A 23,643-nucleotide genomic window follows, 5' to 3' on the forward strand; every position below is an offset into this window, starting at 1 on the left:
GCGTTCAATCTGAGCCATGATCAAACTCTTCAATTAAATATATCGAATTATGAATCGTCGTATAGACACTCTTAACGAGTGCCCACACAGATTGTCTTGTCTAAATTGTTAAAGAACATAGCGACTTTGTCGCTATCTCACCGTAAGCCATTGCTTCTTGGTGACTCACCCCGCTCGAGTGAGGTGCGCATTTTACATCGTTTGTTTTTGATGTCAACCATGTTTTCGAACTTTTTAAATGTTTTTCAACTGGTTTAGCGCTTAATTTTGATTTGGCTTGAACCCCCCTCAAAACGTGGAGCGCATTATAGATAGCTAGATGAAAAGATCAATACTAAATTAGTGTTTTTTTGCTGTTTGAGTAAAATCTTAGCTTAACCGTTCATTTCTCCACCATTTCTGATAGGTTAATGCTTCTTTAGACTAGTTTTTTCACATTTGATTGTTCAATTTGTTACAAATGAGTAAACTAGCCGAAGCCTTCAACCCAAAAAAACAATAGAAAGGTAGTTATATGAAAGTAGGCTTTATTCAGTGCATTATTATTAGTGCCATTTTTGCGATAGCAGGTTTTTTGTTATTTTCTTCACTTAATATGGAAGTTTCTCCATTAACTGTCTCCGCTGCACTTCTTATCAGCGGTATAGTTACCCCATGGCTGGCTTCTCTTATCCAAAGCTCATCTTCTTCAAATGACGATGTCTCTGCTTCAGTCTCTGCAGATGCCGTTGAAACACTTTACGTTGGTAATCTACCGTATCGTGCGAATGAAAATGCAGTTAAAGAATATTTCAGCAGCTATGCAGAAGTACAATCTGTCCGCTTAATGAAAGATCGTAAAACAGGTAAGAGAAAAGGTTATGGCTTTATTGAAGTAGTAGCCAAAGATGTGAACACCGTTATTGAAAAAACAAACGACTCAACTTTTCAGGAACGTACTTTAAAAGTACGGCCAGCGAAAGAAAAAGTCGAGCATGCATAAATAAGAAAGCCTGGCAGTTCGCCAGGCTTTTTTGATTCTCTTTATTTTTGCTACTATTCAGTAGTTTCAGTTTGATTGCCTATAGTACCTTCCGCTTGTGGCAACCCATCAAGTAACGTCTTATTAAATGAATGGAACCGGTTGATCGCTGAAATTAAGTCAGGGATCTGAACATCTTCCATATTACGTATGAGACCAGCAATCAGCGTATTGTAGTCTTCGTTAGACTCCAACGTATTTTCAGCTTTCTCAAACGTATTCATCATTTTCTCTAGATATTGAGACACGGGATTGACTACGTTACCGTACTTACCACGTTCATCGTTCTCTTCACTGTAGTGCTGAATATTTTCGTAAGCTTTTAAAACGTCTGTTTGCATAGAGCGATTTAGCTGCAACGCATAGCCTACTAATTCTTTATCATCAAACCCCAAACTTAGTGCTTCCTCAAACGCTTTATCTACATCACCTTTATAAAACGTATCTGCGAGATCTTGCACTTGACCAACTAGGTCTGCAATAGACTTCATCTCGGCTTCGTCCAATTCACCTTTAAGAGAAAAGCTTATACCGCTTCTTTCATAAAACTCGGAGGATGTGGTTTGCTGTGCAGCTATGTTCGTCGAGCTGTCACTTCCAGCTTCCCCGATGGTTGATTGCGCCTGAAAGGAAGTTTGCTGCTGTGCTTGGAACGTTCGCAAGCTTTCAAAGCTTAAGGTTACTTCATCGCCGTCTTTGGTGCGAATGCTCAATTGACCAGACTTTTCATCAGACACCGACGCCGCAGATAGGGAAGAAACCTGAGCGACGTTGCCGTTCTCAAAACCTTTACGATTAAAGATGTCAGTTTCTAATTCATCTATACCATTATCGATGAGGTTACGACTCTTGCTGATTCCGTTTTCCAATTCTTCATTCATAAAGCCCGCAAGATCTTTTTCCGCCATGGCAAAGCCTCTACTTACGCCTTCTCTTGCTTGGCTAAATAATCCATTTAACTTTTCATCGCTTGCTCCACCGTTGGCAGCTCCGCGAATTACACCACCTACAAAGCGCATGACATTTTTAGCCACTTCTTCGAAGTCGAATAAGCTTTTGTTTTTCTCTTCAACTTTTTTATCGGCTAACTCTTTAGGCTTTTGCCCGTCTATTTCTAGCGATTGACTGAGGCTACTACTCACCACTCTTAATCCAATACTGGCTTGAGTGCTATTTACAGATACCGTTGAAGCCTGCTGTTTCGAGAACTCAGCAGCTTGCTGAAGCCCGTCTTGCTGAAGTTGTTTTTTTAGTGCCTCATTAGGGTTAACTGCAGCCTTTTGATCAGCTTTTTGCTCTCCCATAAAAGCCTTAATATTACCCACGTTCATAATTTGATCCTCACTTTCCTCATGTACTATATCGGCACCATCTCAATATTGTTTAATTTTAATACAGAAATTTTTACTACGCTTACGAATTAGGTTTGCACATAATGCAGAAGCCTCTACAATTCGCGTCCTTAACGAAAGGTACCGATGAACAACACTTCTACGAAACGATACCGACTAATTTTCAAAAATATGATTTAGGCCCGATGACCTAATGGAGAAACGAATGGCAAACAACAACTTAGCGCAGTATCAAGAACAACTCGATGAGAAAGTTAGCCGCCTTAATACATTGCTCGGTGAATTTTCTGCGCCAGCATTGTCAGTGTTTCCATCATCACCTGAACATTACCGAATGCGCGCAGAGTTTAGAGTATGGCATGAGGGGGACGATCTTTTTCATATCATGTTCAATCAACAAACAAAGGAAAAGTATCGCGTTGAGACGTTCCCACCAGCGTCTGAAGGTATTAACAGAGCAATGGTGGAATTGCTTGATTTAATAAGACCAAATGAAATTTTGCGTCGAAAACTGTTTCAAATAGATTACTTATCGGCTCTTTCTGGAGAAATGGTTATAAGCCTTTTATATCACCGTCAATTAGATAGTGACTGGGAGAACCATGCTCTTCGGTTAAAAGAGTCACTTTCTCAATTTTTTCCAGCGGTAAGTATCATAGGCAGAGCTCGTAAGCAAAAAGTGATAATTGGGAATGACTTCGTTATAGAGAGACTCCCGGTTAATGGCCGTGAGTTTGTTTTCAAGCATATCGAAAACAGTTTTACTCAACCTAATGCTAAAGTGAACTGCAGCATGATTGAGTGGGCTCTAGATTGTGTAAAGCCACTCAGTGGAGATTTGCTTGAAATGTACTGCGGCGCAGGTAACTTTTCTATCCCGCTCGCCATACATTTTGACAATGTCATTGGTACAGAGATCGCAAAACCATCAGTAAACGCAGCCCAATATAATATTGAGCACAATAATTTAGATAATGTAAAAATAGTGCGCTTGGCAGCAGAAGAGTTTACGCAAGCGATGAGAGGTGAGCGTACCTTTAGTCGACTTGAGGGTATTGAGCTTAGCGACTACAACTTTACAACAGTTTTGGTAGACCCACCTCGTGCGGGTTTAGACATAGACTCATTAAAGATGATTCAAGACTATGACAATATCGTTTACATTTCTTGCAACCCAGAAACGCTAGCAGATAATTTAAAGGTGTTGTGTACCACCCATAATGTCGTTAAAACCGCACTATTCGATCAATTTCCTTTCACACACCACATTGAAGCCGGTGTGCTTTTATCAAGAAAATAAGAATGTGCTGCGTTAGCATATAAAAGATATGCAGTAATGATGAGGTTGGGTGATGAAAAGCAATTATGAGCGTACTGCTTAAACTAACATTGTGCTGATTAAAGTATTGCTGAACAGCTGGGGCTACTTTTTAACAGTAGCGCCAATTTGTACAAACCGAAGCTGCTTTTTAACTTTTTCGCCAATTTCTCCGCGCAACTTATCATCAGCCTCTAGAGCTTCTGCTCCTGCACTAAACACTAGCCTCACCATTGCATCGGCTTGAATTTGCGCTGATGCGTATTCAACGCCCTGTTTTTCAATAATGTAATCAGTGAGCTCATCAATAAAGTGCTGAATTTCTCGAAATACCGCCAGACGATAGGCAGAAGAAGTTCCCGTATGTTCTCTAAGCAGTAGTCTAAAAACATTTGTATTTGCAGCGATAAACTCCATGAACGTTTCTACGGACGTGTGGATAACACCACCACCTGACGCTATGCGACGGCGAGCCTGTCTCATCAACTGCCTGAGCGCTAACCCGGCCTCATCTACCAGGGTCAGTCCCAACTCGTCCATGTCTTTAAAGTGACGATAAAAAGACGTTGGCGCAATACCAGCTTCTCGAGCAACCTCGCGAAGGCTAATGGCAGAAAGACTTCTATTTTCATCCAGAAGCGAAAACGCGGCATGAATTATATTTTGACGGGTTTTTAACTTTTGCTCTTGTCGACTCACGATGACACCACTTATTAAATCTACGACATGTTACCCCATCATTTGCCGAGAGGCGAAACACAATGCTGTGTAGTGTTCTATAATGATTAAAGTTTAACTATGTTAGCAGAACTTAACCTAGTTTTACTTGCCTGAGAATACATAAAACGATAAATTAGCGAACAGTTGTAAGCCAAGTAGTCAAAAATGAAAAAACCTCCTCTTATATTAACGAACGTGCTGGTATTTATAATATCGGGCGCGATTGCATTTATCGGTGCTCCACTATGGATTGCGCACCGAGGGATAGATTGGGCCGAAATAAGCGCCGCTATCTTTTTATTTTACTTTACCGGTATGTCTATTACTGCTGGGTACCATCGTTTGTGGTCACACAAAACCTACGATGCAAACATTGTAGTGCGCGTAATACTTGCAATTGGCGGCGCGATGGCGCTACAGAACAGCATTTTACATTGGTCGTCTGATCACCGAATTCATCACCGCCACGTTGATGATACAGAGAAAGACCCTTATTCAGCTAAGAAAGGGCTATGGTTTGCTCATATAGGCTGGATGCTAAGAGAGTATCAGTCGAACCGCTATGGCGATTACAGTAACTGCAAAGATTTACAGAAAGACAAAGTGGTTATGTGGCAACACAACTACTACCTTCCAATAGTATTAGTAGCAAACTTCAGTGTGACAGGATTATTAGGCTGGCTGAATGGCGATATTTTAGGAATGTTGCTTATTGCTGGTGTGTTGAGACTTGTTCTGGTTCATCACGTCACTTTTTTCATTAACTCACTTGCACATTTCTGGGGGTCGCAACCTTACACAGATAAGAACACAGCAAGAGATAATGGCGTGCTAGCGTTCTTCACATTTGGTGAGGGTTACCATAATTATCACCATATCTTTGAGTATGACTATCGGAACGGCATTCGCTGGTATCAATTCGATCCAACGAAATGGCTAATCCGAGGTTTATCCTTTGTCGGATTAACAACCAATCTACGAAAAGTACCTGAAGAGCGGATTGAAAAGGCGCTAGCTGCTATGCAGTTACAAAGAGCAAGTGAAAAAGTGTCGCTGCTTCCCAACGCCGACGAAATGATGAATACCATCCAACAAGAATACGACCTGCTTATGCAACGTATGAGCGATTATTATTCGACGAAGAAACGAGTAATGCGTGTTAAGCAAAAATCGTTTCAGCGCACTCTTGAAGGATTCGAGTTGACGTATAAATATAAAGAAATGAAGCATGCATTTGCCGTTCAAAAAGAGAAATGGACACAACTGCAGACCCTCTCTCTACAAATGGCGTAGTATTCTTCCCATTACAACTGTCAATAAAACCACATGCAATTCGTTGCATGTGGTTTTTTTTATTTACTATTTACTACTAGAGTTAAATTTACTGATAGTAGTAAAGTAAACAAATGCACTATCCTGTCGCTTATATGCGCAATTAAACAAATAGGAATACAACATGGCAGCAAAGCAAAAAGCACCCTCATATCATTACGATGCAATAGTCATAGGCACCGGACCGGGAGGAGAAGGTGTTGCGATGCAGCTCGCCAAAGCGGGCAAGAAAGTTGCCGTTGTTGAGCGTTATGACGCTGTGGGAGGAGGCTGCACACATTGGGGCACAATTCCTTCGAAGGCTCTGCGTCATTCAGTAAGTCGTTTGATTGAGTATAATAGCTCTCCCCTTTTTGCCGACAATCATTTAAGCAGAAGCTTAACCTTCTCGGAAATCATGCGTCACGCAAGCGGCGTAGTAAACAGTCAGACGCGTTTGCGTTCATCATTTTATGATAGAAACCGAGTAACACTTTTTCATGGTGAAGCCAGCTTCATTGATGCTCATACACTTCAGACTGTTCGCGAGGATGGCTCAAAAGACATTGTTACCGCGGGGCAAATTGCATTAGCAACAGGATCTCGTCCCTACACACCAAAAGACATCGATTTTAATCACCCTCGAATTTACAACTCCGATACTATTTTGTCCCTTAAACACGACCCTAAATCCATCATTATCTATGGTGCAGGTGTTATCGGATCGGAATACGCCAGCATATTCCGTGGACTCGGTGTAAAAGTAGACTTAGTTAATATGCGAGACCGGTTGCTGTCTTTTCTCGACACCGAGATTTCTGATGCCTTGAGTTATCACCTTTGGAATAACGGCGTACTTATTCGCCACAATGAAACATATTCGTCAGTGGAAACAACCGATGACTCTGTGATCCTCAATTTAGAGTCTGGAAAACGTATGCGTGCAGACTGCTTGTTGTTTGCAAACGGACGAACGGGTAACACAGACAAATTGAAGCTCGAGAATATTGGTTTACAAGCAGATAGTAGAGGCCAACTTAAGGTTAACGAAAATTATCAAACTGACGTAGAGAATGTGTATGCTGTAGGTGATGTTATTGGCTACCCAAGCTTAGCGTCTGCGGCATACAACCAAGGTCGTTTTGCCGCCGAGGCCATGCTAGCGGGTAAAACTCATGCCTCATTGGTGGCCGATATCCCATCAGGCATCTATACTATTCCGGAAATTAGCTCTGTTGGAAAGACCGAACAAGAACTTACTGCAGCAAAAGTACCGTACGAAGTAGGACGCGCCCAATTCAAACACCTAGCAAGAGCACAGATTGCCTCAACTCAAACAGGTAGCTTAAAGATATTGTTTCACCGCGAGACAAAAGAAATTTTAGGAATCCATTGTTTTGGCGAACGTGCATCAGAAATTGTGCATATCGGGCAAGCGATAATGCAGCAAAAGGGTGAAGGAAATACTATTGATTACTTTGTAAACACTACTTTCAACTACCCTACGATGGCAGAAGCTTATCGTGTTGCTGCAATTAATGGACTCAATAGAATTTTCTAGCAGCCAAAAAAAAGCCGGCTTTTCTGCCGGCTTTTCGCTACTTTTTAAGATTTTAGTTTCTATTTGCAGCTAGCGCATTTAAAGAGTCTTTGTGCGCTACGATATCAATGTGCATTTTCTCTTGGTCAAATGTCATCGTTGCTATCGCGTAATCGCCTTGGCTTTCGCTAGCGATATTTACAAGATCTTGTTGAGCATCACGGAAACGAATGTTGTTGCCAATTTTGTTGGCCATACATTGGTTATTCATTTCGAACGTTTTAGTGTCCATACAATCGAAAAGCTGGCCACTGCCAGAATCCGCATGCGCTATGCCAAATGAAGCTAAAAGGGCTAAACTGAATACTACTTTACGCATGTCTTATCTCCTGTGGTACAGTATTGTACTGTGTTGACATAATACAACATGTATGTTCACTAGTCAATTTCGATCATAGTAATGTTACACTAATATGACAAAGTGCAATATTTGGAGAAAAAATTGACTGAATTTGACAATTTAGTTCACCTCGCAAAAAGCTGTTCTCTTTGTGATAATGCACTCCCTCATCCTACACGCCCTATTTTATCGGTAGCCAAAAATACCAAGATCCTAATCATCAGTCAGGCACCTGGATTAACTGCCCACAATAATTATGTTCCTTTTATCGATCCTAGCGGCAATAGACTGCGCGCTTGGCTTGGTGTAGATAAAGATACATTTTACAAGCCGGAGTTATTTTCCATTATGCCGATGGGCTTTTGCTTTCCAGGCTATAGAAACGGCGCTGATGCGCCGCCAATGAAAATATGTGCGCCAACATGGCACGAGCCACTTTTGCAGCATGTGAAACCTGTACTGACGTTATTGATTGGACGTTATGCTCAACAATATTACCTCAAGCAATACAAAACACTAACAGAGGCTATTAAAACACATCATGATGGTTACTTCGTATTACCTCACCCGTCAGGGCGGAACAATAGATGGCTGGCTAAAAACCCATGGTTTGAGAAGGAAACTGTTCCTGCACTTCAAAAAAAGGTAAATGCACTCATTAAGCGTTAATATCTTAATGAAACGAAAGCGTCTTAATGACGCACAATCTTTCTAAGCCTAAGCGTTGTCACCAGGCAACCTAGTGCTTTTCAGTAACTCAACGAGCTTATTAAACGGCATGGGCTTAGCAAAGAAGAAGCCTTGAGCTTCATCACACCCTAGCTTAATCATATAAATAGCCTGCTCTCTTGTTTCAACGCCCTCGGCAATAGTAAGCAACCCGAGTTTATTACCAAGAGTAACTATGGTTTCTGCAAGCACCGCAGACGAGCCTGGCACAATATCTTTCACGAAGGAACGGTCTACTTTCAGCCTGTCTAAGGGTAACTGCTGCAAATAACTCATTGAAGAAAAGCCAGTGCCAAAATCGTCAATGGCAATTTTGACCCCGAAGTCTTTCAATGCGCGCAGCGCATCAATGACAATTTGGGGCTCATCCATTACCACACTTTCTGTAATTTCAAGCTCAAGTAAGCTAGGGTCGCAATCTGCTTCTAGCAGCGCATTCTTTACCTTGTCGACGAAAAAACGATCCCTAAATTGAGGAATTGAAATATTAACAGCCACACGAAGATGCTCGTGCCCTAACTCTCTTAGCTGCTGAAGCCGACGACAAGACTCTTCGAGCACCCATTCACCGATATCTACTATTAAGCCTGAATATTCTGCCAACGGTACGAACACTGCAGGAGAAATATAACCTCCCTCACCATCTGGCCAACGCAGTAAGCCTTCCATTCCTACTACTTTGTCAGTAAGAAGATCTACCTGCGGCTGAAACCATAGCTCTAGTTTACGCTCTGCGAAATCGCTTCTAAGGCGACGAATCATGGCAAGGCGCCATGTTGTTTGATCCTCGATATCTTTCGCATAATATTCGAAATTGTCGGTGAGATTTTTCTTGGCTCGATTCAGTGCAATATTAGCTCGCTTTAAAAAATCGACACCGATATTTCGCTCATTTTCTATTCTGCAAAGGCCTAACGTTACTTTTATTGGAAGAACGTGTTCATCCACCACAAACGATGAATCAAAAATCGCATTGATAACATCTGGGCATACTTCGCTCTCAGGCCCAATGAGCCCAAAAACATCTGCTGCAATTCGGCTTAAGCGGATAGTATTGGGCAAAGATGTTTGCATGCGCTGAGCAATAGCTCGCAACACATCATTACCCACTTCTTGCCCTAGACCGTCATTCACATCAGAGAAGTGATTGACGTCAACCAATGCGACACAACAGTTTTTACTTGCAACACTGGCCGGGTTATCCAGCATGTTGATAAACTGATTGCGATTAGGCAGACGAGTTAACCAATCTCTGAAGGCTGCATTACGAAGTTCGTGGAAAAGGTTAACATTTTCATACCCAACAGAAATACTAGACAGAAATACTTCAAGTAAATGTTTATCCAAGTCGTTAATTTCATGAGTTTGACGCATGTAAACTGCAGCCTCAAAACCTGCTCTATTGATATAAAGCACAGAACAAGAGATATCAAAAATATGCTGTTTTAACCTTAGGCAGCGATGGATATTCTCTGTCATTTCGTCATTATGAATATTATCGACTGGCTGATTGATAAACTCTGCATATGCGCCCGCAGCCCCGAGCACGTAAATATTTTCATCGTCTAAGTCGAGAAGTGAGCCCGCTCGAGCACATAACAGCCCTTCAGATTCTAACCCAATCAGTGAACTAATTTGCGTTACTACTCCCTCGCAAAACGCTTTCACTGAGTGCTCTTCAAACAAATTTGCAGATGAAGTAATGATTTTTTCAAGGCCAAGTCGACTTTGGCTTATCGTGATAATTTGCTGGTAAGAACGAATTGAGGAAATAATAGTTGTCAGTAGTTTTGACCGAGTTAACTCTGTTTTTGTTTTGTAGTCGTTAATATCGTAAAGCTTAATAACCTGCTCTTCGGGCGCAAAACCGGGCTGCCCGGTTCTAAGAATAATGCGGGGTTCATTAAGCTTCATTTCCTCGCGAATGTACTTAACGACGTCGAAGCCGGCATCGTCAGTTTCCATCACTACATCAAGGAGGATTATTGCTATGGATTTGCCATATTCATGAAGGCGCTCTTTGGCTTCTTTAGCAGAGTGTGCATGAATGAAGTTTAGCTTACGGTCATTAACTATCAGGTCGGATAGCGCAAGGCGGGTGACTGTATGGATTTCCTCATCGTCGTCGACGATAAGGATATTCCAATCTTTTCCGAGATGTAATTCTGTATCTATTGCATCGTCATCTAAAAAGATAAGTTCGTCGTTTTCGTAATCCGTTGCCGACATAACCGCTTATTTCCTCAATACTGATAAAACATAATTGCGCACTAGGCCGTGCTGACCTTCGCTGTACGAATTTGGGCTAAATGGACAGCAAAGGTCACACGCTCTAATATCATTAGTGTTACGATTACATTGATAATTATTTTGTGCAATGCAATAGTGGCTTTCTGTTACCTATTGTTACAAAACACCGATGTGACGTTTATGAAAATCTCCCCGCAACATCAACCCCAAGAGGTAAAGAGAACATCCCCCCCTCTCAATAAGGAAGATGCGGTTAAATCATCGGCTCATACTAAGGAAGCAGTAAACAAAAGTGCAGACCTTGAAGCGAGCAGACAACGTATGCTCTCATGGTTTTCAAGAGTAGGCATTTCTCCATCGGCGCTATCCCTAGAGCCCAAAAAGCAAGATCACGCTCTAGAACGTCGTAATAAGATACTACAGATACAAAAAGCAAATAATCTTAAATCTATTTTAAATATAGCACTAAATGTCACAATCAACGAACAAACAAGCGACAACGTAGATCCGGATTGGTTTTTTGCTTTCAGCTCATTGGCCGAGGAAATTTATAGTGCGCCTATGCAGGAACTATGGGGAAAGATTTTTGCCGTCGAGGTATCTCGACCAGGCAGCTTTTCACTAAGAACTCTTCAATTATTAAAATCCTTAACTCATCGCGATGCGCAAACATTTACCAAAGCCGTTAATGTGGCTAGTAAGCGAACTAATGATACTGTTCCAAGGATTTTAGTGGGCTACCACAAAAGGAAAGGCTTACTTTCCATTTTTAAAAAACCCTTGCCAGAACAAGTTAATCTCGCCACCGTAGGGTTGAGCTACCCAGACTTACTCTCTCTTCAAGAGATGAAATTAATTTATGCCAGTGAAATAGAAAGCGGGGAGTACCAAGAAGGTCAACAAACATCTTGGAGGTGTGTAAACGAAAGCTTTACCTTAACCTGTAAATCATCTGGCGTTGCGCTGGTTTATTATAAATTTACGCCAGTTGGCAGTGAGCTATATAAGCTTGTCGGAAAAAATACGAACACAGCATACATGCAGAAAATGAAAGACGTACTTGCCGGCGTGTTCAGTATTTCGTGACTGCCTTTCTGTTAGCTTGGTAAAATTAATAAGCTAGCAAACGAACAGAACAAAGACAGTCATACATTGAAATACTCGCGAAAACGGTTTAGTAAATTAGGGCGTGTTGTTCCTTGCTGTACGGAAGACCAACGCGCCTTAGATACCGTCGCCAAATTCGTGCAAACCACACTCTCTTTTAAGACCAAAAAATCTCGTATCTTGCTCATCCATGCCTTCTTGTAACGACTGAGTAGTATGCCAATCTCCAATCGACACATACCCCTGATCCCAAAGGGGATGATAAGAGAGACCGTGCTCTTTTAGATAATAGTGAAGGTCTTTGTTACTCCAATCAATGATAGGGTATAACTTAAACTGCCCGCCCACTCTCTGTAAAACAGGAAGCTTTCCACGAGAATCCGACTGACTGCGACGCAAGCCGGCAAACCATGTGCCTGCATTAAGCTCTTCTAACGCTCGCTGCATGGGTTCAACTTTGTTTAATTTATTGTAAGTCTCGATACCTTCTATGCCCTGCTCCCACAGTCGACCAAAACGAGCTTCCTGCCACGCTGACGAAAGCGCAGCCTGGTAAACATGTAAGTTAAGTTTCAGCTTTTCTACCAATTCATCTATAAATTGATAGGTTTCAGGAAATAGATACCCGGTGTCTGTCAACACCACCGGGATATCAGGCTTCGCTTGCGTAAGCATATGCAGCATTACCGCAGACTGTGCGCCAAAGCTAGACGACACTATATGGTTGCCTGGCAAATTGTCTAGAGCCCAATCCACCCGCTGTTGTGCCGTCATTTTCTCTAACGATGCATTGATATCAGCAAGCTCATCCTTGCTGATATCATGTGATAATACCTGCTGCTTCGCTGCCGTATTATTGATCATAGAAGTCTCGCGCTGAATCAATGACAGGTTTAACCACGTTGGTGCGAATAACAAAGTCGCCAAACGACTCGCCGTCTTCTCGATCACTCGCCCACTTGCCGAACAAGCTGTCTAATTCAGACATTATCTCTTGCTCGCTTATGTTTTCGCGATACATACGAGGAATGCGTGTTCCCTCGCGGTCTCCACCTAAATGCAAGTTGTACTTACCCGGGCCTTTGCCTACCAGTCCAACTTCAGCAAGCATGGCGCGGCCGCAACCGTTCGGGCAACCTGTTACTCTGAAGATGACACTGTCATCAGCAAGGCCGTGCTTAGCTAGTAACCCTTCAAGTTCGGTTACCGCATCTGGCAAATAACGCTCTGCTTCTGCCATCGCTAGCGGGCATGTAGGTAACGAAACACAAGCCATTGAATCAAGGCGTTGATTTGAAATAGCAGGCGCTATTAATCCATGCTCTCGGGCTAAAGCTTCTATTTTATCTTTATCATTTGGCGCTACACCGGCAATAATAAGATTTTGATTAGCTGTTAATCTAAAATCGCCATGATGAATTTTGGCAATCTCAGCGCAGCCGGTTTTTAACGTTTTGCCTGGGTAGTCAAGAATTCGACCATTTTCGATAAATACGGTTAAGTGGTACTTTCCATCAATACCCTCTACCCATCCAAAGCGATCTCCGCGGCCGGTGAACTCAAACGGTTTGCTTGCCTGAAAGGTAACATTGGCGCGCTTTTCTACCTCAGCTTTGAAGTTTTCTACGCCCACGCGCTCAAGAGTGTATTTTGTTTTCGCATTTTTACGATTCACACGGTTACCCCAGTCGCGCTGCACTGTTACTACCGCAGCAGCAACATTTAGCGTATCGGCCAATGAGATAAAACCGAAATCCGTTGCTTTGCGTGGATAGGTACTTTTATCGCCGTGTGTCATGGCAAGTCCGCCGCCAACAAGAACGTTAAAGCCAACTAGTTTGCCGTTTTCTGCAATGGCCACAAAGTTAAGGTCGTTAGCGTGCACATCAACGTCGTTTTGCGGAGGGATAACCACGGTGGTTTTAAACTTACGGGGCAAGTAGTTATCACCTAAAATAGGTTCTACAGGCTTCTCAGTAGTTTCCACTTTTTCACCGTCCAACCAAATCTCGGCATACGCACGGGTTTTTGGAAGTAAGTGCTCGCTTATCTTTTTAGCCCATTCAAACGCTTCTAAGTGCAGTTCCGACTCTACTGGGTTGGAAGTACACAACACGTTTCTGTTTACGTCTCCTGCAGTAGCGATTGAGTCTATTCCCGCTTTATTAAGCATCTGATGCATAGACTTTATCTTTGGCTTTAACACGCCGTGAAACTGAAAAGTTTGGCGGGTTGTTAAACGAATACTGCCGTATAGAGTGTGATCCGTAGCAAACTTGTCTATCGCCAACCATTGGTCCGGAGTTATAACACCACCGGGTAAACGGGCGCGTAACATAACGTTTTGTAGCGGCTCTAGCTTTTGCTTTGCCCGCTCGGCACGAATATCTCTATCGTCTTGCTGATACATGCCGTGAAAACGAATTAGCTGGAAGTTGTCAGCAGTAAAGCCACCAGTGAGATCATCTTTCAAGTCTTTCTCTATGGTTCCACGCAGATTATTGCTTTCACGCTTCAAACGTTCATTGTCGGCCAATTTACCTTCAACTATGAATTGAGAGTTTTCATTACTCATTAGTAGACATCCTTTTGATAACGTTTCGCTTTGCGCAGTTCAACCACATAAGCTTTCGCTTCGGCTTCTGATTTACCGCCGTGCTCTTGTACAATTTTGATAAGTGCATTTTCAACATCTTTGGCCATATGCATGGCATCACCACACACATAAAAGTGGGCGCCTTGCTCTAACCATTCAAACACCTCTTTACCCTGCTCTAGTAAGCGATGCTGAACGTAAATTTTCTCTTCTTGATCCCGAGAGAATGCCAGCGTAATTTTGTCTAGCAAGCCATCTTTTACGTAACCTTGCCACTCAACTTGATACAAGAAGTCTTGAGTAAAGTGTGGGTTTCCAAAGAACAGCCAATTTTTCCCCTCGGCTTCTTTTACATCACGCTCTTGCATGAAGGCTCTGAAAGGCGCAATACCTGTTCCCGGTCCAACCATAATGACCGGCGTGTTGGGATCTGTTGGCAAGCGGAAATTATCGTTATTCTCAACGAAAACGTCTACTTCACCATTTTCTTCCAGGTATTCACACAAATATCCAGACGCACCACCTTGATGACGTTTGCCAAAGGCTTCGTAATCAACATGCGCTACAGTCAAATGTACTTCATCTTCAACATCGGCTTGGCTTGAAGCAATAGAATATAGTCTTGGAGTAAGTGGGCGCAGCGCATCAACAAGCTGTTGCTCAGTAATCGTGCCCACGTGATCTCGCACTATGTCGATGATTTGGCGGTCGGCCATGTAAGTGCGCAGCTTAGCTTTATCTTCCATCAAGGCAGCTAATCCCTCAGAGCCAGTAGCGGCTTGATAGGCTTTGATAAAGTTTGGATAACTAAGCGTTAACTCTAACTTTGAAGTAAGCGCTTCTTTTAACGTCATTGTGCTCTCAGCTACCACCACTTCGGCATCTTCATTTAGCGAGAGTAAAGCAATCAAATCATTAACCAATGACGGCGCGTTCTTAAACCAAACGCCAAGGGCATCACCCGGCTTGTAAGTGATACCTGAGTCTTCAAGGCTAATCTCAATATGACGAATATCTTTAATCGAATCTCTGCCTGTGATCTTCTGAGACTCTATTAGAGAGGCTGTGTAAGGTGCTTTTTTCGTATACGTTTGCGCTGGCGCCGCTGTAACTGCTGCGCCTGTTTGCGCCGCTACTGCCGGGGCAGCAGTGCGTGTAAAATCACCTTTCAGTGACTCGATGAGTTTGTCTAGCCATGCTTGCGCTTCAGCTTCATAGTCTACGTCACAATCTAGACGGTCAATAACTGAAGAGGCACCAAGTTTAGACAGACGTTCGTCAAAGTCCTTACCAGTTTGACAGAAAAACTCATAGCTGCTGTCACCTAAGCTCAACACTGCATACTTAGTGTTAGCCAGCTTTGGCGCTTTTTTACTGCCAACATACTCGTGAAGTTCTACCGCGTCGTCTGGCGCATCGCCCTCACCATGCGTGCTTACAAACACAGCAACGTGCGTTTCATTTTTAAGGTTTCGCGCTTTATAATCAGCCATACTCACTAGTTTACTGTTAAAGCCCGCACCTTCTGCTTTTGCCTGGCACTCGTGCGCTAACGTTTTCGCATTACCGGTTTGCGAACCATATAAAATGGTGAGTGTAGGTATATCGCCAGCAACGGCAGCTTGATCTTGAATCGCAGGTGCTACCGCTCCTCCTTGCGCAGCAGCCATTCCGGCTGCGTAACCACTCACCCAAGTGAGCTGGTCGCGGTTTAAGCCAGCAATAGCCTGCGTAATGGCATTCCACTGCTGTTCATTTACTACTGCGCCTGGCGCTGAATTTGAAGCTTTTGATGAATTAGAATCTTGTGACATAGTCTTTTAGCCCTTTTTCGATGTCGCTAGGCTAACGACTTTATTCAAGAAGAGAAAAGAATAAATGAAACTTTTTTATTACTGAATGTGCTTAAAACCCTTGTTGAAATAAAAAAGGCGCAAACAGAGGAACCGTTGCGCCTTGGAGTCAATTTTAAATTTATACTAAAAATGTAGCTCTAGCCCAGCAAATACGCCGTCAAACTCCATATCAGCATAGACATCATCGAGATCTTCGATATCTACAGTGACATTTCTGTAACCTACTTGCACAGTCATATCAATAGCAATACTTTCAATAAATGAATAAGCAACCGCTACTTGATAGTCACTTAGCTCATGATCATCGAATGATAGGTAGCTTCCCTCGGCGTAGGCCGATAGCCCCGTAAAAGGTAATCCTAACTGCAGCTTTGAATAGGCCATAGGCACTACGCCAGAAAAGTCAGCAGAGCCTTGAGTAGCGCTTGCTCTATCATTTACAAACAAAGCGCCATCGATATATTTCGCATTTACACCAAGGTCGAAGCTGACTAAGTCGTTATCAAACAATTCATAATACAAAATAAGATCGGTAGAAGTTAAGTCGATCTCAGTGGCCACTTCACTATTCGCTGTGTATAGCTGTCCGTCAAAAGTAAAGCTTGAATCTAGCGCCGTTACGCCAGAGTTATCTAACGTAGTGTGGTTTACTTTCACATTAGGTAGAAACGGCACAGGGTGCTCTACTGCGATATAAAACGAAGAATTAGTCTTATCATCAAAATTAAAATCTGCCGTGCTGCTTGAATCAGCGAAGCCTCCGGTAGTATCCGTCTGCCAAGCCTGCGCTCCCACATAAACACCAGCAATGGTATCAGCATGAGAAGCCGCCGATGCGAATGCACACCCAAGAGCGGCGATTAAAAGACCCTTTTTCATTTGTTATCCTTGATTGAGAAGTTCTGATATTTCGATAAGAGCGGCATTGGCGCGAGAAATATAATTGGCCATTACTAATGAATGATTGGCCAACATGCCAAAACCACTTCCGTTTAAAATCATTGGACTGAATACAGATTGCTGAGTAGCTTCCAACTCACGAATAATTTGCTGCATACTAACAAGCGCATTTTTATCTTCCAGCACATCGTAAAACTCTACTTCCGCGGCTTTTAAAAAATGAAGTAAGGCCCATGTTGCACCGCGCGCTTCGTAAAAATTGTCGTCTAGTTTCCACCAGCCTGTTTTTACAACACTCTGCCTAGCTACTGGCGAAGATTGACGTGCATTTCTATCGCCCGCTAAGTCAGTGTTGATTCTAGCAGATCCTACACTAGCGCTTAGTCTTTGCGAATAACTTCCTAGGCGTTTTTCAACTTGTTTTAACCATTCACGTAAATTGTCGGCACGAGTGTAAAACTGGCTGTCGCTATTGCGAGTTACTGCAAGCTCTTCTCTATATTGCTTTAAAAGCTCTATACCATCTGAGTAACTCGACTCAGAGGAAGGCAGTGCCCAGCTTTTATGGTCCATATTGAATTTAGGGTGTGCTTTAGTGAGATAGGGATTCTCCATTGACTGCGACTGAGAACGGCTGAAGTCTTTGCGCATAGAAAGTGCGAGATCGCGAACCATCTCAAGGGCACCAAACTCCCATGCGGGCATGTTATCTAACAGAACGCTCGGTGGGATAACGTCATTCGACAAATAGCCACCAGGTTTGTCAAGTAAGGTTTCAGACACTTCAATCATAGCAGTTGTCATGGTGTAGCCGGCAATTTCAGTAGGATTTTCTACTGAAGATGAGGTTTTTAAACGCTCTTTAACATCAAACGTATCTGGCGATAAACTCCAGTACCAGCCAATAAGCCAGAAAAGAACAACAAGCACTACAGCGACAATCGCTATCCGTTTTGCATTAATTGATTGTCTCATATGAACACCAACCTTCCTTTTTATAACAAACAGCTGACCTTAGTCAGCTGTTTGTAATTTATGATATCGAGAAAAACTGTCCCTAATGACAGCATTCCTCTATATGACCACTTTATTGCACTCTAACACAACTTAAATTCAGTTATGATAACTATAACGTATGAGACATGTTTTGTTCATTTTTGTGCTCGTATGATGCAGAGTTGCGTTTTTTCAATGCAAAAATAGCAATTGCGATGACAATGACTGGCCAGAAAGCACTTACGCCTGCCAGCAACAATGCGAACAAGACCGCGCCTATAGCGAGTATAACCGTGCCCACAACACTGAGCGCTACAACAAACCCTACAATAGCAAGTACAACACCCACAATAGAAAATACCGCGATATTTTGCCAGGGGCTGAGAAGCTCATCAGACATTACTAAATGCATGCCAAGAAGGTCCTCTACTACACTACCGAGACAGTTCATTAATACAATTGCTATAACTAACGCCAGTAAGAAGTTTTTCATTACGGTAGTCTCGGAAGTAGAATAACCGCGGCGAAATAAGCAAGTAATACAATGGCAGGCATAAAAAATAGTGCCACTACTGCGCCACCGCGAACCCACACTGCGTCAATATCAATATAACGTGCTACGCCTGCGCACACTCCTGATATAACTCCCGAATCTAAGTCTCTGTATAAACGCTTTTGTGATGAAATTTTCATGATGTTCTCCAACAATTTTTAATGGGTGGCCAGCTTCGATGTTCACATTGCACGCGCATAGTTGTACTGGTGAGCATAATTATGCGCGTTACACGCTAAGCCACTTTGTTTTTCTTTAGTTCTGCCAGTTCTTTTTCAATCGTTTCATCGGCCTCAAGTGCCTCAAATTCTGCAGAAAGCGATGCGGCTTCATTAGATTTAGTAAGGTCGTAGGCATCTACCTGCGCCTCAAGATAGTCAATTCGCTGTTCGTAATTTTCAAAACGCGACATAGCGTCATCAATTTTTGTCTCATGGTTAGCATGCTTCACTTTCAAACGCGTCTCTGCTGCGTGTTTGCGCTGAATAAGTACCTTTTGCTTTGCTTTAGCTTCAGCCATCTTGTCGTTAAGACGCGATGTATCGTGCTGAATTTTTTCGATGCTTTCTGCTAAATGTGCCTCTTGCTCTTGCAATGATGAAAGCTTTGCCACGTACTTTTGTTTTTCAACAAGTGCAGCTTTTGCCAAAGACTCTTTGTCGTTATCCATGGCCAACTGCGCTTTACTCTGCCATCCAGCGATTTCTTTGTTGGCATTATCGATTTGTCTTGCCAACGTTTTTTGTTGCGCTATGTAACGTGCAGCATCAGTGCGAACCTCTACGAGTGTCTCTTCCATCTCTTGAATGATTAGACGAATTATTTTTTCAGGGTCTTCTGCCTTGTCTAACATTGCGTTGATGTTGGCCTGAACAATATCGTTAATTCTTGAAAACATACCCATAATTATCTCTCCACTTGGATTTTTGGTGAGTTACCAGCAATTGACTATCAAGACTGATGTGACGCTGACATCTCACTGTATTGGTTAAACTGTGATTACACTGAAGGTATTACAATAGGCGTGCCAAAAACTTAAACCATTGAATTTCATTGACTTTTCAATTTTCAGCCTGAGAAACCCTGCTTATCAAAGAGAGGCAGAACCAAATTTTGGCTTTTTTGACCACAGCAGTGTGAATTTGACTAAAAGACGTTTGAGCTTTATTTATGTACAAATCAAAAAAAGCGCCCGAGGGCGCTTTCTAAAGAGTGCGAATTAATCAAAATTATTAGTCAGAATCTTTTTCATTGTTCTTAGGATCTTTCATTGTCGTAGCTGCAATGTCAGTAACACTTATGCTGGCTTTACTGTTGCCTTGCTTTGCGTCTAACGAAAAGTGATAAGCGGTATTGGCAACCGATTGATAGACATCCGCAGACAGTTCATTGGCGGTAGTTGTTACTGCGCTAGTCACCATATTTTGTAGAAAAGTGTGTAGCACGGATTCTTGTGCGTTTGCTGCACCGCTCATCATGCTTGCTGAAAGTATAGTTGCTGCAATTAGTGAAGTTTTCATAGTGTCCCTCGAAATTTTGTCGGTCCAACAACACAGCGTTGTTGTGATACACAAAGGATTGCGAGAGACGTGCCAAAAGCTTAATAAATTATAAATTATTGATATTAAAGCTTAATTTGAAACTTAAAAATTAAGATATACTTTTTGATGTAGAACAAATATTAAACTTTAGTCAAAGGCGCTAAATGATTAGTCTTTTTGACCATTATATTCTTCTATTTCCCGTTGTGCGCTTTCAACAGCGCTTAATGCGTTCATTAATAAGTCTGGATCCGGTGATTTTCCTGTACCATTCTGACTTAAATAACGGCGCCATATACGACCACCTGCTTGCCCTTGAAATAGACCAAGCATGTGGCGCGCAACATGCCAAGGTTTAAAATACTCTCCCTGCTGCCGCTCTATATATTGCTGCATTTTATGAACAACTTCCTTTCGCGATATCGTATTTGCATTGTCATCTCCAAATATTTCTGCGTCTACACGCGCCATGATATAGGGATTTGAATACACCTCGCGGCCAACCATTACGCCATCAACATTCAGCAACTGAGCTTTTGTCTCGTCCAAAGATTTGACGCCACCGTTTATGCTAATAGACAGTTCCGGGTGAGTGAGTTTGATACGATGAACTCTTGGGTAGTTAAGCGGAGGAATCTCACGATTTTCCTTCGGACTTAACCCTTGCAGCCAGGCTTTTCTAGCGTGAACAATAAATGTATCGCAACCTGCATCGGCTACAATATCTATAAAGCGGGTAAAATCTTCATCTTCGTCCATGTCATCGATTCCAATACGGCACTTTACCGTAACCGGAATATCGACCTCGGCCTGCATCGCTTTAACACAAGCAGCTACCACGTCGGGTTGAGCCATTAAACAAGCACCAAAACTGCCATTTTTTACCCTGTCGCTAGGACAACCAACGTTGATATTAACTTCATCATACCCTCGCTCTTGTGACAGCACCGCGCATCTCGCCATATCGGCAGGGTCGCTCCCTCCAAGCTGAACAGCCACAGGATGCTCTTCAGTATTGAAGCCTAAATAGTCACCCTTCCCATAAATAATGGCGCCAGTCGTTACCATTTCCGTATACAGTAGCGTGTGCTTTGAGAGCAATCGTAAAAAGTAGCGACAATGCCTGTCTGTCCAATCCAGCATTGGAGCGACAGAGAACCTGCGGTCAAGAGTTTGAACAGTAGTATTCAATTTAAGCCTTTGTTTTGTAAAGATATTATTTAAATTCTTGAGTAAATGCCAAGTGCGGTGCACTTAATTTTCTGAATTCGGGTCCCTTTAATTCCTTATTTTCACTCTTTCGGGGTCCAAAAAAAGTCTTTTTGGGGCCCTAAGTTTTTAGGCGGAAAATAAGATAGCGCAGTATAGCATTACAAAGACGACTAGAAAAAACAGATGTACAAGTTATCGAAGCATCATTTAACCCATATGGAAATAACGTAGAGCATTTTCGGGTAAATGATGCCCCTTCCGAGTTAGATATAGCCTATGAGATTTGCGTGGTGGCATTCATTCAATGCATGTTCTTTCCATTGAAGAGGCGCATAATTGGATCCAAGAATGCTCGTTAGGCTATACAGGTCATCAGCGTGCTGAAGTAAGGCGCGCCATTAAAAATGAACTGGCTTCCCTATCCTCCTATTTGAAGAATTAAAAGTAAACTATATTTGACTTATATTCTTTTCGACTTTACTTTATATTTAAAAGTAAATAATACTTAACTTATATGAGTAATCTTGCCAAGACAAACAGAAAAGGTAAAGCGGTTAAGGCTTCAGCGATGCCTAACTTATCAGAACGCTTTACCCCAACTCAGCTTGCTGAAGCGATCACTGCAAAGCGAACGGGTATGAAGCTGTCTCTTGTAGATGTATCTGAAGCATTGTCTATTTCAAAGCCAACGCTGGTGAAAATAGAAAAAGGCGATACCAATGTAAAGTTAGCGAACCTTCTCAAGGTAATGGAGTACCTTGGTCTTTCATTTAGCATTCTTTGTGATGATGCGACTTCCAAAGAAGAAACGGGGGTAGGTGATGACTGGTACTAATCTAAATACCCTGAACGTTTATATCGGTCATGGTCGTAGAATTGCGGCAATAACTATTCCTGTAGGCTCTGAAAACGAATTAACCTTAACTTACGAGCCTGATTGGGTTAAGGAGGGTTTTGCTATCTCGCCCCATCTGCCTTTGAACGGTGAGTTTGGTCACAGAGCGGTTCGGAACTTCCTACAAAACTTATTACCTGAAGGTAAAGGGTTAGAAGAGATAACGAGTAATAACACTATCTCAAGAAATAATACCTTTGGGCTTATCAAGATCATCGGCGCTGACACATCTGGCGCGTTATCATTTACAAGTCAGAGCAATGAAGAAATCGAAACTTCATTTCGAGAAGTCACTAATGAAGAACTAATCGATAAGTTAGTTCGTTTTAAGAATGCTGGAGAATCAATTACCCATTGGGATGGTCGTACAAGACTATCAGTCGCGGGTGTACAAGATAAACTTAACTTATTAGAGATAGATGGCAAATTAGGCTTTGGTGAAGGTCAGCTTTGCTCAAATAAGATCTTTAAGTTTGAAACAGGAAAAGCGCCTTTTATTGCGGTGAATGAATTATTTACCATGTTGCTGGCAAAACATTCGGGTATCGATGTACCAGAGGTAACGGTACGAAAATATGGAGAAGTCAGCGCGTTTGTCATTGACCGTTTTGACCGTAAGTTAATAACAGAGCAACACCGCGTTATGCGCCGTCACGTCATTGATGGCTGTCAAGCTACTAACCTGCCCCCTTCTTACAAATACGAACGCCAACACGGTGATGAAGGCGACGGTATTTATATTCGTGATGGTGTGTCTTTTCCGAAACTGTTCAATGTAAAAACAACTAATGCCGAAGCGTATCAAACGCAACTTATACGCTGGATGACCTTTAATATTTTAGTGCGTAACTATGATGCTCACGGTAAGAACATCAGTTTCTTTGTGGGTAAACAGGGTTTAAGTCTTACGCCATTTTACGATTTAGTAAACATTGAGGCCATTATTCGAGAGATCCAGGCAAGGCAAGCTGATGAAAACGCTAATGTGGCAATAGCTACAGGCATGGCAAACCATTTCGCGATGTCGATAGGTGAATATGGTGCTGGCAGTGCTGGTAATTTTAATCACCCGTTTACCGCTAATATGTTGGCAGACTTCGCCAATGAATTTGGAATATCACGCCCTCGTCTGCAATTGTTGATGAGGCAAATGATCAAGTCAGTAAGAGAGTCAATTCAGCAAGCAAAAAGCGAAGCGATGATACACCAGTTAAGCGAATCGGAAATAAAACACATTGATGTCTGTATTCAGATCATTAATGAGGCCATTGAAGAACTAGGCCAAGAAGTGAAACACATACCAGAAATGGTGAATTTATTTTAAATGTAAAAGAGCAATGAAACTA

22 protein-coding genes are annotated in these 23,643 nt (G+C 42.4%); 8 read left to right on the top strand and 14 right to left on the bottom strand.

Annotated elements, in window-relative coordinates:
• Window positions 1-514: 514 nt before the first annotated feature.
• The gene (locus tag GTW09_RS14265) at window positions 515-982 is read left to right on the top strand and encodes an RNA recognition motif domain-containing protein (protein WP_071980579.1); all 468 of its coding nucleotides are present in this window, start codon (window positions 515-517) and stop codon (window positions 980-982) included.
• A 53-nt stretch (window positions 983-1,035) separates the two neighbouring features.
• Here GTW09_RS14265 and GTW09_RS14270 read toward each other — a convergent pair whose 3' ends face one another.
• Window positions 1,036-2,352 (bottom strand): DUF5610 domain-containing protein, encoded by a 1,317-nt coding sequence (locus tag GTW09_RS14270; protein WP_163112440.1) that lies wholly within the window; start codon window positions 2,350-2,352, stop codon window positions 1,036-1,038.
• Between the two features lie 226 nt (window positions 2,353-2,578).
• Here GTW09_RS14270 and trmA point away from each other — a divergent pair, with 226 nt between their 5' ends.
• Window positions 2,579-3,673 carry a tRNA (uridine(54)-C5)-methyltransferase TrmA gene (trmA, locus tag GTW09_RS14275; protein WP_163112441.1) on the top strand — a complete coding sequence of 365 codons (1,095 nt, stop codon included), beginning with the start codon at window positions 2,579-2,581 and terminating at the stop codon, window positions 3,671-3,673.
• A 123-nt stretch (window positions 3,674-3,796) separates the two neighbouring features.
• Here the strand turns inward: trmA and fabR are convergent, their stop codons facing one another.
• Window positions 3,797-4,390: an HTH-type transcriptional repressor FabR gene (gene fabR / locus GTW09_RS14280; RefSeq protein ID WP_071980582.1), complete on the bottom strand. Its 594-nt coding sequence runs from the start codon at window positions 4,388-4,390 to the stop codon at window positions 3,797-3,799.
• 186 nt (window positions 4,391-4,576) lie between these two features.
• On the opposite strand from fabR, the gene GTW09_RS14285 reads away from it, so the two are divergent.
• Together GTW09_RS14285 and sthA are read left to right on the top strand one after the other, a co-directional pair.
• The gene (locus GTW09_RS14285; RefSeq protein ID WP_163112442.1) at window positions 4,577-5,704 is read left to right on the top strand and encodes an acyl-CoA desaturase; all 1,128 of its coding nucleotides are present in this window, start codon (window positions 4,577-4,579) and stop codon (window positions 5,702-5,704) included.
• A 163-nt stretch (window positions 5,705-5,867) separates the two neighbouring features.
• Complete coding sequence (gene sthA, locus GTW09_RS14290; protein WP_163112443.1) at window positions 5,868-7,283, top strand: Si-specific NAD(P)(+) transhydrogenase; 1,416 nt, start codon at window positions 5,868-5,870, stop codon at window positions 7,281-7,283.
• A 52-nt stretch (window positions 7,284-7,335) separates the two neighbouring features.
• On the opposite strand, the gene GTW09_RS14295 is transcribed toward sthA, so the two are convergent.
• A complete protein-coding gene (locus GTW09_RS14295; RefSeq protein ID WP_071980585.1) occupies window positions 7,336-7,641 on the bottom strand; it encodes a pyridine nucleotide transhydrogenase in 306 nt (101 codons plus the stop codon).
• 111 nt (window positions 7,642-7,752) lie between these two features.
• Here GTW09_RS14295 and GTW09_RS14300 point away from each other — a divergent pair, with 111 nt between their 5' ends.
• Window positions 7,753-8,331: a uracil-DNA glycosylase family protein gene (locus GTW09_RS14300; protein WP_163112444.1), complete on the top strand. Its 579-nt coding sequence runs from the start codon at window positions 7,753-7,755 to the stop codon at window positions 8,329-8,331.
• 48 nt (window positions 8,332-8,379) lie between these two features.
• On the opposite strand, the gene GTW09_RS14305 is transcribed toward GTW09_RS14300, so the two are convergent.
• The gene (locus tag GTW09_RS14305) at window positions 8,380-10,620 is read right to left on the bottom strand and encodes a two-component system response regulator (RefSeq protein WP_163112445.1); all 2,241 of its coding nucleotides are present in this window, start codon (window positions 10,618-10,620) and stop codon (window positions 8,380-8,382) included.
• A 201-nt stretch (window positions 10,621-10,821) separates the two neighbouring features.
• Between GTW09_RS14305 and GTW09_RS14310 the strand changes: the two genes are divergently transcribed.
• Complete coding sequence (locus tag GTW09_RS14310) at window positions 10,822-11,727, top strand: TIGR03899 family protein (protein ID WP_163112446.1); 906 nt, start codon at window positions 10,822-10,824, stop codon at window positions 11,725-11,727.
• Between the two features lie 138 nt (window positions 11,728-11,865).
• Here GTW09_RS14310 and GTW09_RS14315 read toward each other — a convergent pair whose 3' ends face one another.
• The 10 genes from GTW09_RS14315 to dusA all read right to left on the bottom strand — a co-directional run bounded on the left by GTW09_RS14315 (window position 11,866) and on the right by dusA (window position 21,381).
• Window positions 11,866-12,612 (bottom strand): phosphoadenylyl-sulfate reductase, encoded by a 747-nt coding sequence (locus GTW09_RS14315; protein ID WP_071980589.1) that lies wholly within the window; start codon window positions 12,610-12,612, stop codon window positions 11,866-11,868.
• Window positions 12,602-14,323 (bottom strand): assimilatory sulfite reductase (NADPH) hemoprotein subunit, encoded by a 1,722-nt coding sequence (gene cysI / locus GTW09_RS14320; RefSeq protein ID WP_163112447.1) that lies wholly within the window; start codon window positions 14,321-14,323, stop codon window positions 12,602-12,604. The genes GTW09_RS14315 and cysI overlap by 11 nt, the downstream gene beginning before the upstream one ends.
• Window positions 14,323-16,158: an assimilatory sulfite reductase (NADPH) flavoprotein subunit gene (locus tag GTW09_RS14325; RefSeq protein WP_163112448.1), complete on the bottom strand. Its 1,836-nt coding sequence runs from the start codon at window positions 16,156-16,158 to the stop codon at window positions 14,323-14,325. Before GTW09_RS14325 ends, cysI begins: the two co-directional genes overlap by 1 nt.
• A 165-nt stretch (window positions 16,159-16,323) precedes the next feature.
• The gene (locus tag GTW09_RS14330; RefSeq protein ID WP_163112449.1) at window positions 16,324-17,079 is read right to left on the bottom strand and encodes a TIGR04219 family outer membrane beta-barrel protein; all 756 of its coding nucleotides are present in this window, start codon (window positions 17,077-17,079) and stop codon (window positions 16,324-16,326) included.
• 3 nt (window positions 17,080-17,082) lie between these two features.
• Entirely contained in the window at window positions 17,083-18,075 is a 993-nt protein-coding gene (locus tag GTW09_RS14335; protein ID WP_071980593.1) for a DUF2333 family protein, read from the bottom strand.
• Window positions 18,076-18,226: 151 nt separating this feature from the next.
• A complete protein-coding gene (locus GTW09_RS14340) occupies window positions 18,227-18,589 on the bottom strand; it encodes a hypothetical protein (protein WP_163112450.1) in 363 nt (120 codons plus the stop codon).
• A complete protein-coding gene (locus GTW09_RS14345; RefSeq protein WP_071980595.1) occupies window positions 18,589-18,789 on the bottom strand; it encodes a PspC domain-containing protein in 201 nt (66 codons plus the stop codon). Before GTW09_RS14345 ends, GTW09_RS14340 begins: the two co-directional genes overlap by 1 nt.
• Before the next feature lie 95 nt (window positions 18,790-18,884).
• Window positions 18,885-19,553: a phage shock protein PspA gene (pspA, locus tag GTW09_RS14350; protein WP_163112451.1), complete on the bottom strand. Its 669-nt coding sequence runs from the start codon at window positions 19,551-19,553 to the stop codon at window positions 18,885-18,887.
• 328 nt (window positions 19,554-19,881) lie between these two features.
• The gene (locus GTW09_RS14355) at window positions 19,882-20,169 is read right to left on the bottom strand and encodes a hypothetical protein (protein WP_163112452.1); all 288 of its coding nucleotides are present in this window, start codon (window positions 20,167-20,169) and stop codon (window positions 19,882-19,884) included.
• 189 nt (window positions 20,170-20,358) lie between these two features.
• Window positions 20,359-21,381 (bottom strand): tRNA dihydrouridine(20/20a) synthase DusA, encoded by a 1,023-nt coding sequence (gene dusA / locus GTW09_RS14360; RefSeq protein WP_163112453.1) that lies wholly within the window; start codon window positions 21,379-21,381, stop codon window positions 20,359-20,361.
• Window positions 21,382-21,970: 589 nt separating this feature from the next.
• Between dusA and GTW09_RS14365 the strand changes: the two genes are divergently transcribed.
• Complete coding sequence (locus GTW09_RS14365; protein WP_163112454.1) at window positions 21,971-22,237, top strand: helix-turn-helix domain-containing protein; 267 nt, start codon at window positions 21,971-21,973, stop codon at window positions 22,235-22,237.
• Complete coding sequence (locus GTW09_RS14370; protein WP_163112455.1) at window positions 22,221-23,621, top strand: HipA domain-containing protein; 1,401 nt, start codon at window positions 22,221-22,223, stop codon at window positions 23,619-23,621. The genes GTW09_RS14365 and GTW09_RS14370 overlap by 17 nt, the downstream gene beginning before the upstream one ends.
• The last annotated feature ends 22 nt before the right edge of the window (window positions 23,622-23,643 follow it).

This window comes from Alteromonas hispanica, assembly GCF_010500915.1.
GTDB classification, from domain to species: domain Bacteria; phylum Pseudomonadota; class Gammaproteobacteria; order Enterobacterales; family Alteromonadaceae; genus Alteromonas; species Alteromonas hispanica.

Excerpts from the sequence above, each read along its gene's own strand:
- pspA (WP_163112451.1), bottom strand. The coding sequence starts at position 19,553 with ATGGGTATGTTTTCAAGAATTAACGATATTGTTCAGGCCAACATCAAC.
- cysI (WP_163112447.1), bottom strand. The coding sequence starts at position 14,323 with ATGAGTAATGAAAACTCTCAATTCATAGTTGAAGGTAAATTGGCCGAC.
- GTW09_RS14265 (WP_071980579.1), top strand. The coding sequence starts at position 515 with ATGAAAGTAGGCTTTATTCAGTGCATTATTATTAGTGCCATTTTTGCG.
- GTW09_RS14365 (WP_163112454.1), top strand. The coding sequence starts at position 21,971 with ATGCCTAACTTATCAGAACGCTTTACCCCAACTCAGCTTGCTGAAGCG.
- GTW09_RS14340 (WP_163112450.1), bottom strand. The coding sequence starts at position 18,589 with ATGAAAAACTTCTTACTGGCGTTAGTTATAGCAATTGTATTAATGAAC.
- GTW09_RS14345 (WP_071980595.1), bottom strand. The coding sequence starts at position 18,789 with ATGAAAATTTCATCACAAAAGCGTTTATACAGAGACTTAGATTCGGGA.
- GTW09_RS14305 (WP_163112445.1), bottom strand. The coding sequence starts at position 10,620 with ATGTCGGCAACGGATTACGAAAACGACGAACTTATCTTTTTAGATGAC.
- GTW09_RS14270 (WP_163112440.1), bottom strand. The coding sequence starts at position 2,352 with ATGAACGTGGGTAATATTAAGGCTTTTATGGGAGAGCAAAAAGCTGAT.
- GTW09_RS14310 (WP_163112446.1), top strand. The coding sequence starts at position 10,822 with ATGAAAATCTCCCCGCAACATCAACCCCAAGAGGTAAAGAGAACATCC.
- GTW09_RS14335 (WP_071980593.1), bottom strand. The coding sequence starts at position 18,075 with ATGAGACAATCAATTAATGCAAAACGGATAGCGATTGTCGCTGTAGTG.
- sthA (WP_163112443.1), top strand. The coding sequence starts at position 5,868 with ATGGCAGCAAAGCAAAAAGCACCCTCATATCATTACGATGCAATAGTC.
- GTW09_RS14295 (WP_071980585.1), bottom strand. The coding sequence starts at position 7,641 with ATGCGTAAAGTAGTATTCAGTTTAGCCCTTTTAGCTTCATTTGGCATA.
- GTW09_RS14315 (WP_071980589.1), bottom strand. The coding sequence starts at position 12,612 with ATGATCAATAATACGGCAGCGAAGCAGCAGGTATTATCACATGATATC.
- GTW09_RS14330 (WP_163112449.1), bottom strand. The coding sequence starts at position 17,079 with ATGAAAAAGGGTCTTTTAATCGCCGCTCTTGGGTGTGCATTCGCATCG.
- GTW09_RS14355 (WP_163112452.1), bottom strand. The coding sequence starts at position 20,169 with ATGAAAACTTCACTAATTGCAGCAACTATACTTTCAGCAAGCATGATG.
- trmA (WP_163112441.1), top strand. The coding sequence starts at position 2,579 with ATGGCAAACAACAACTTAGCGCAGTATCAAGAACAACTCGATGAGAAA.
- GTW09_RS14325 (WP_163112448.1), bottom strand. The coding sequence starts at position 16,158 with ATGTCACAAGATTCTAATTCATCAAAAGCTTCAAATTCAGCGCCAGGC.
- GTW09_RS14285 (WP_163112442.1), top strand. The coding sequence starts at position 4,577 with ATGAAAAAACCTCCTCTTATATTAACGAACGTGCTGGTATTTATAATA.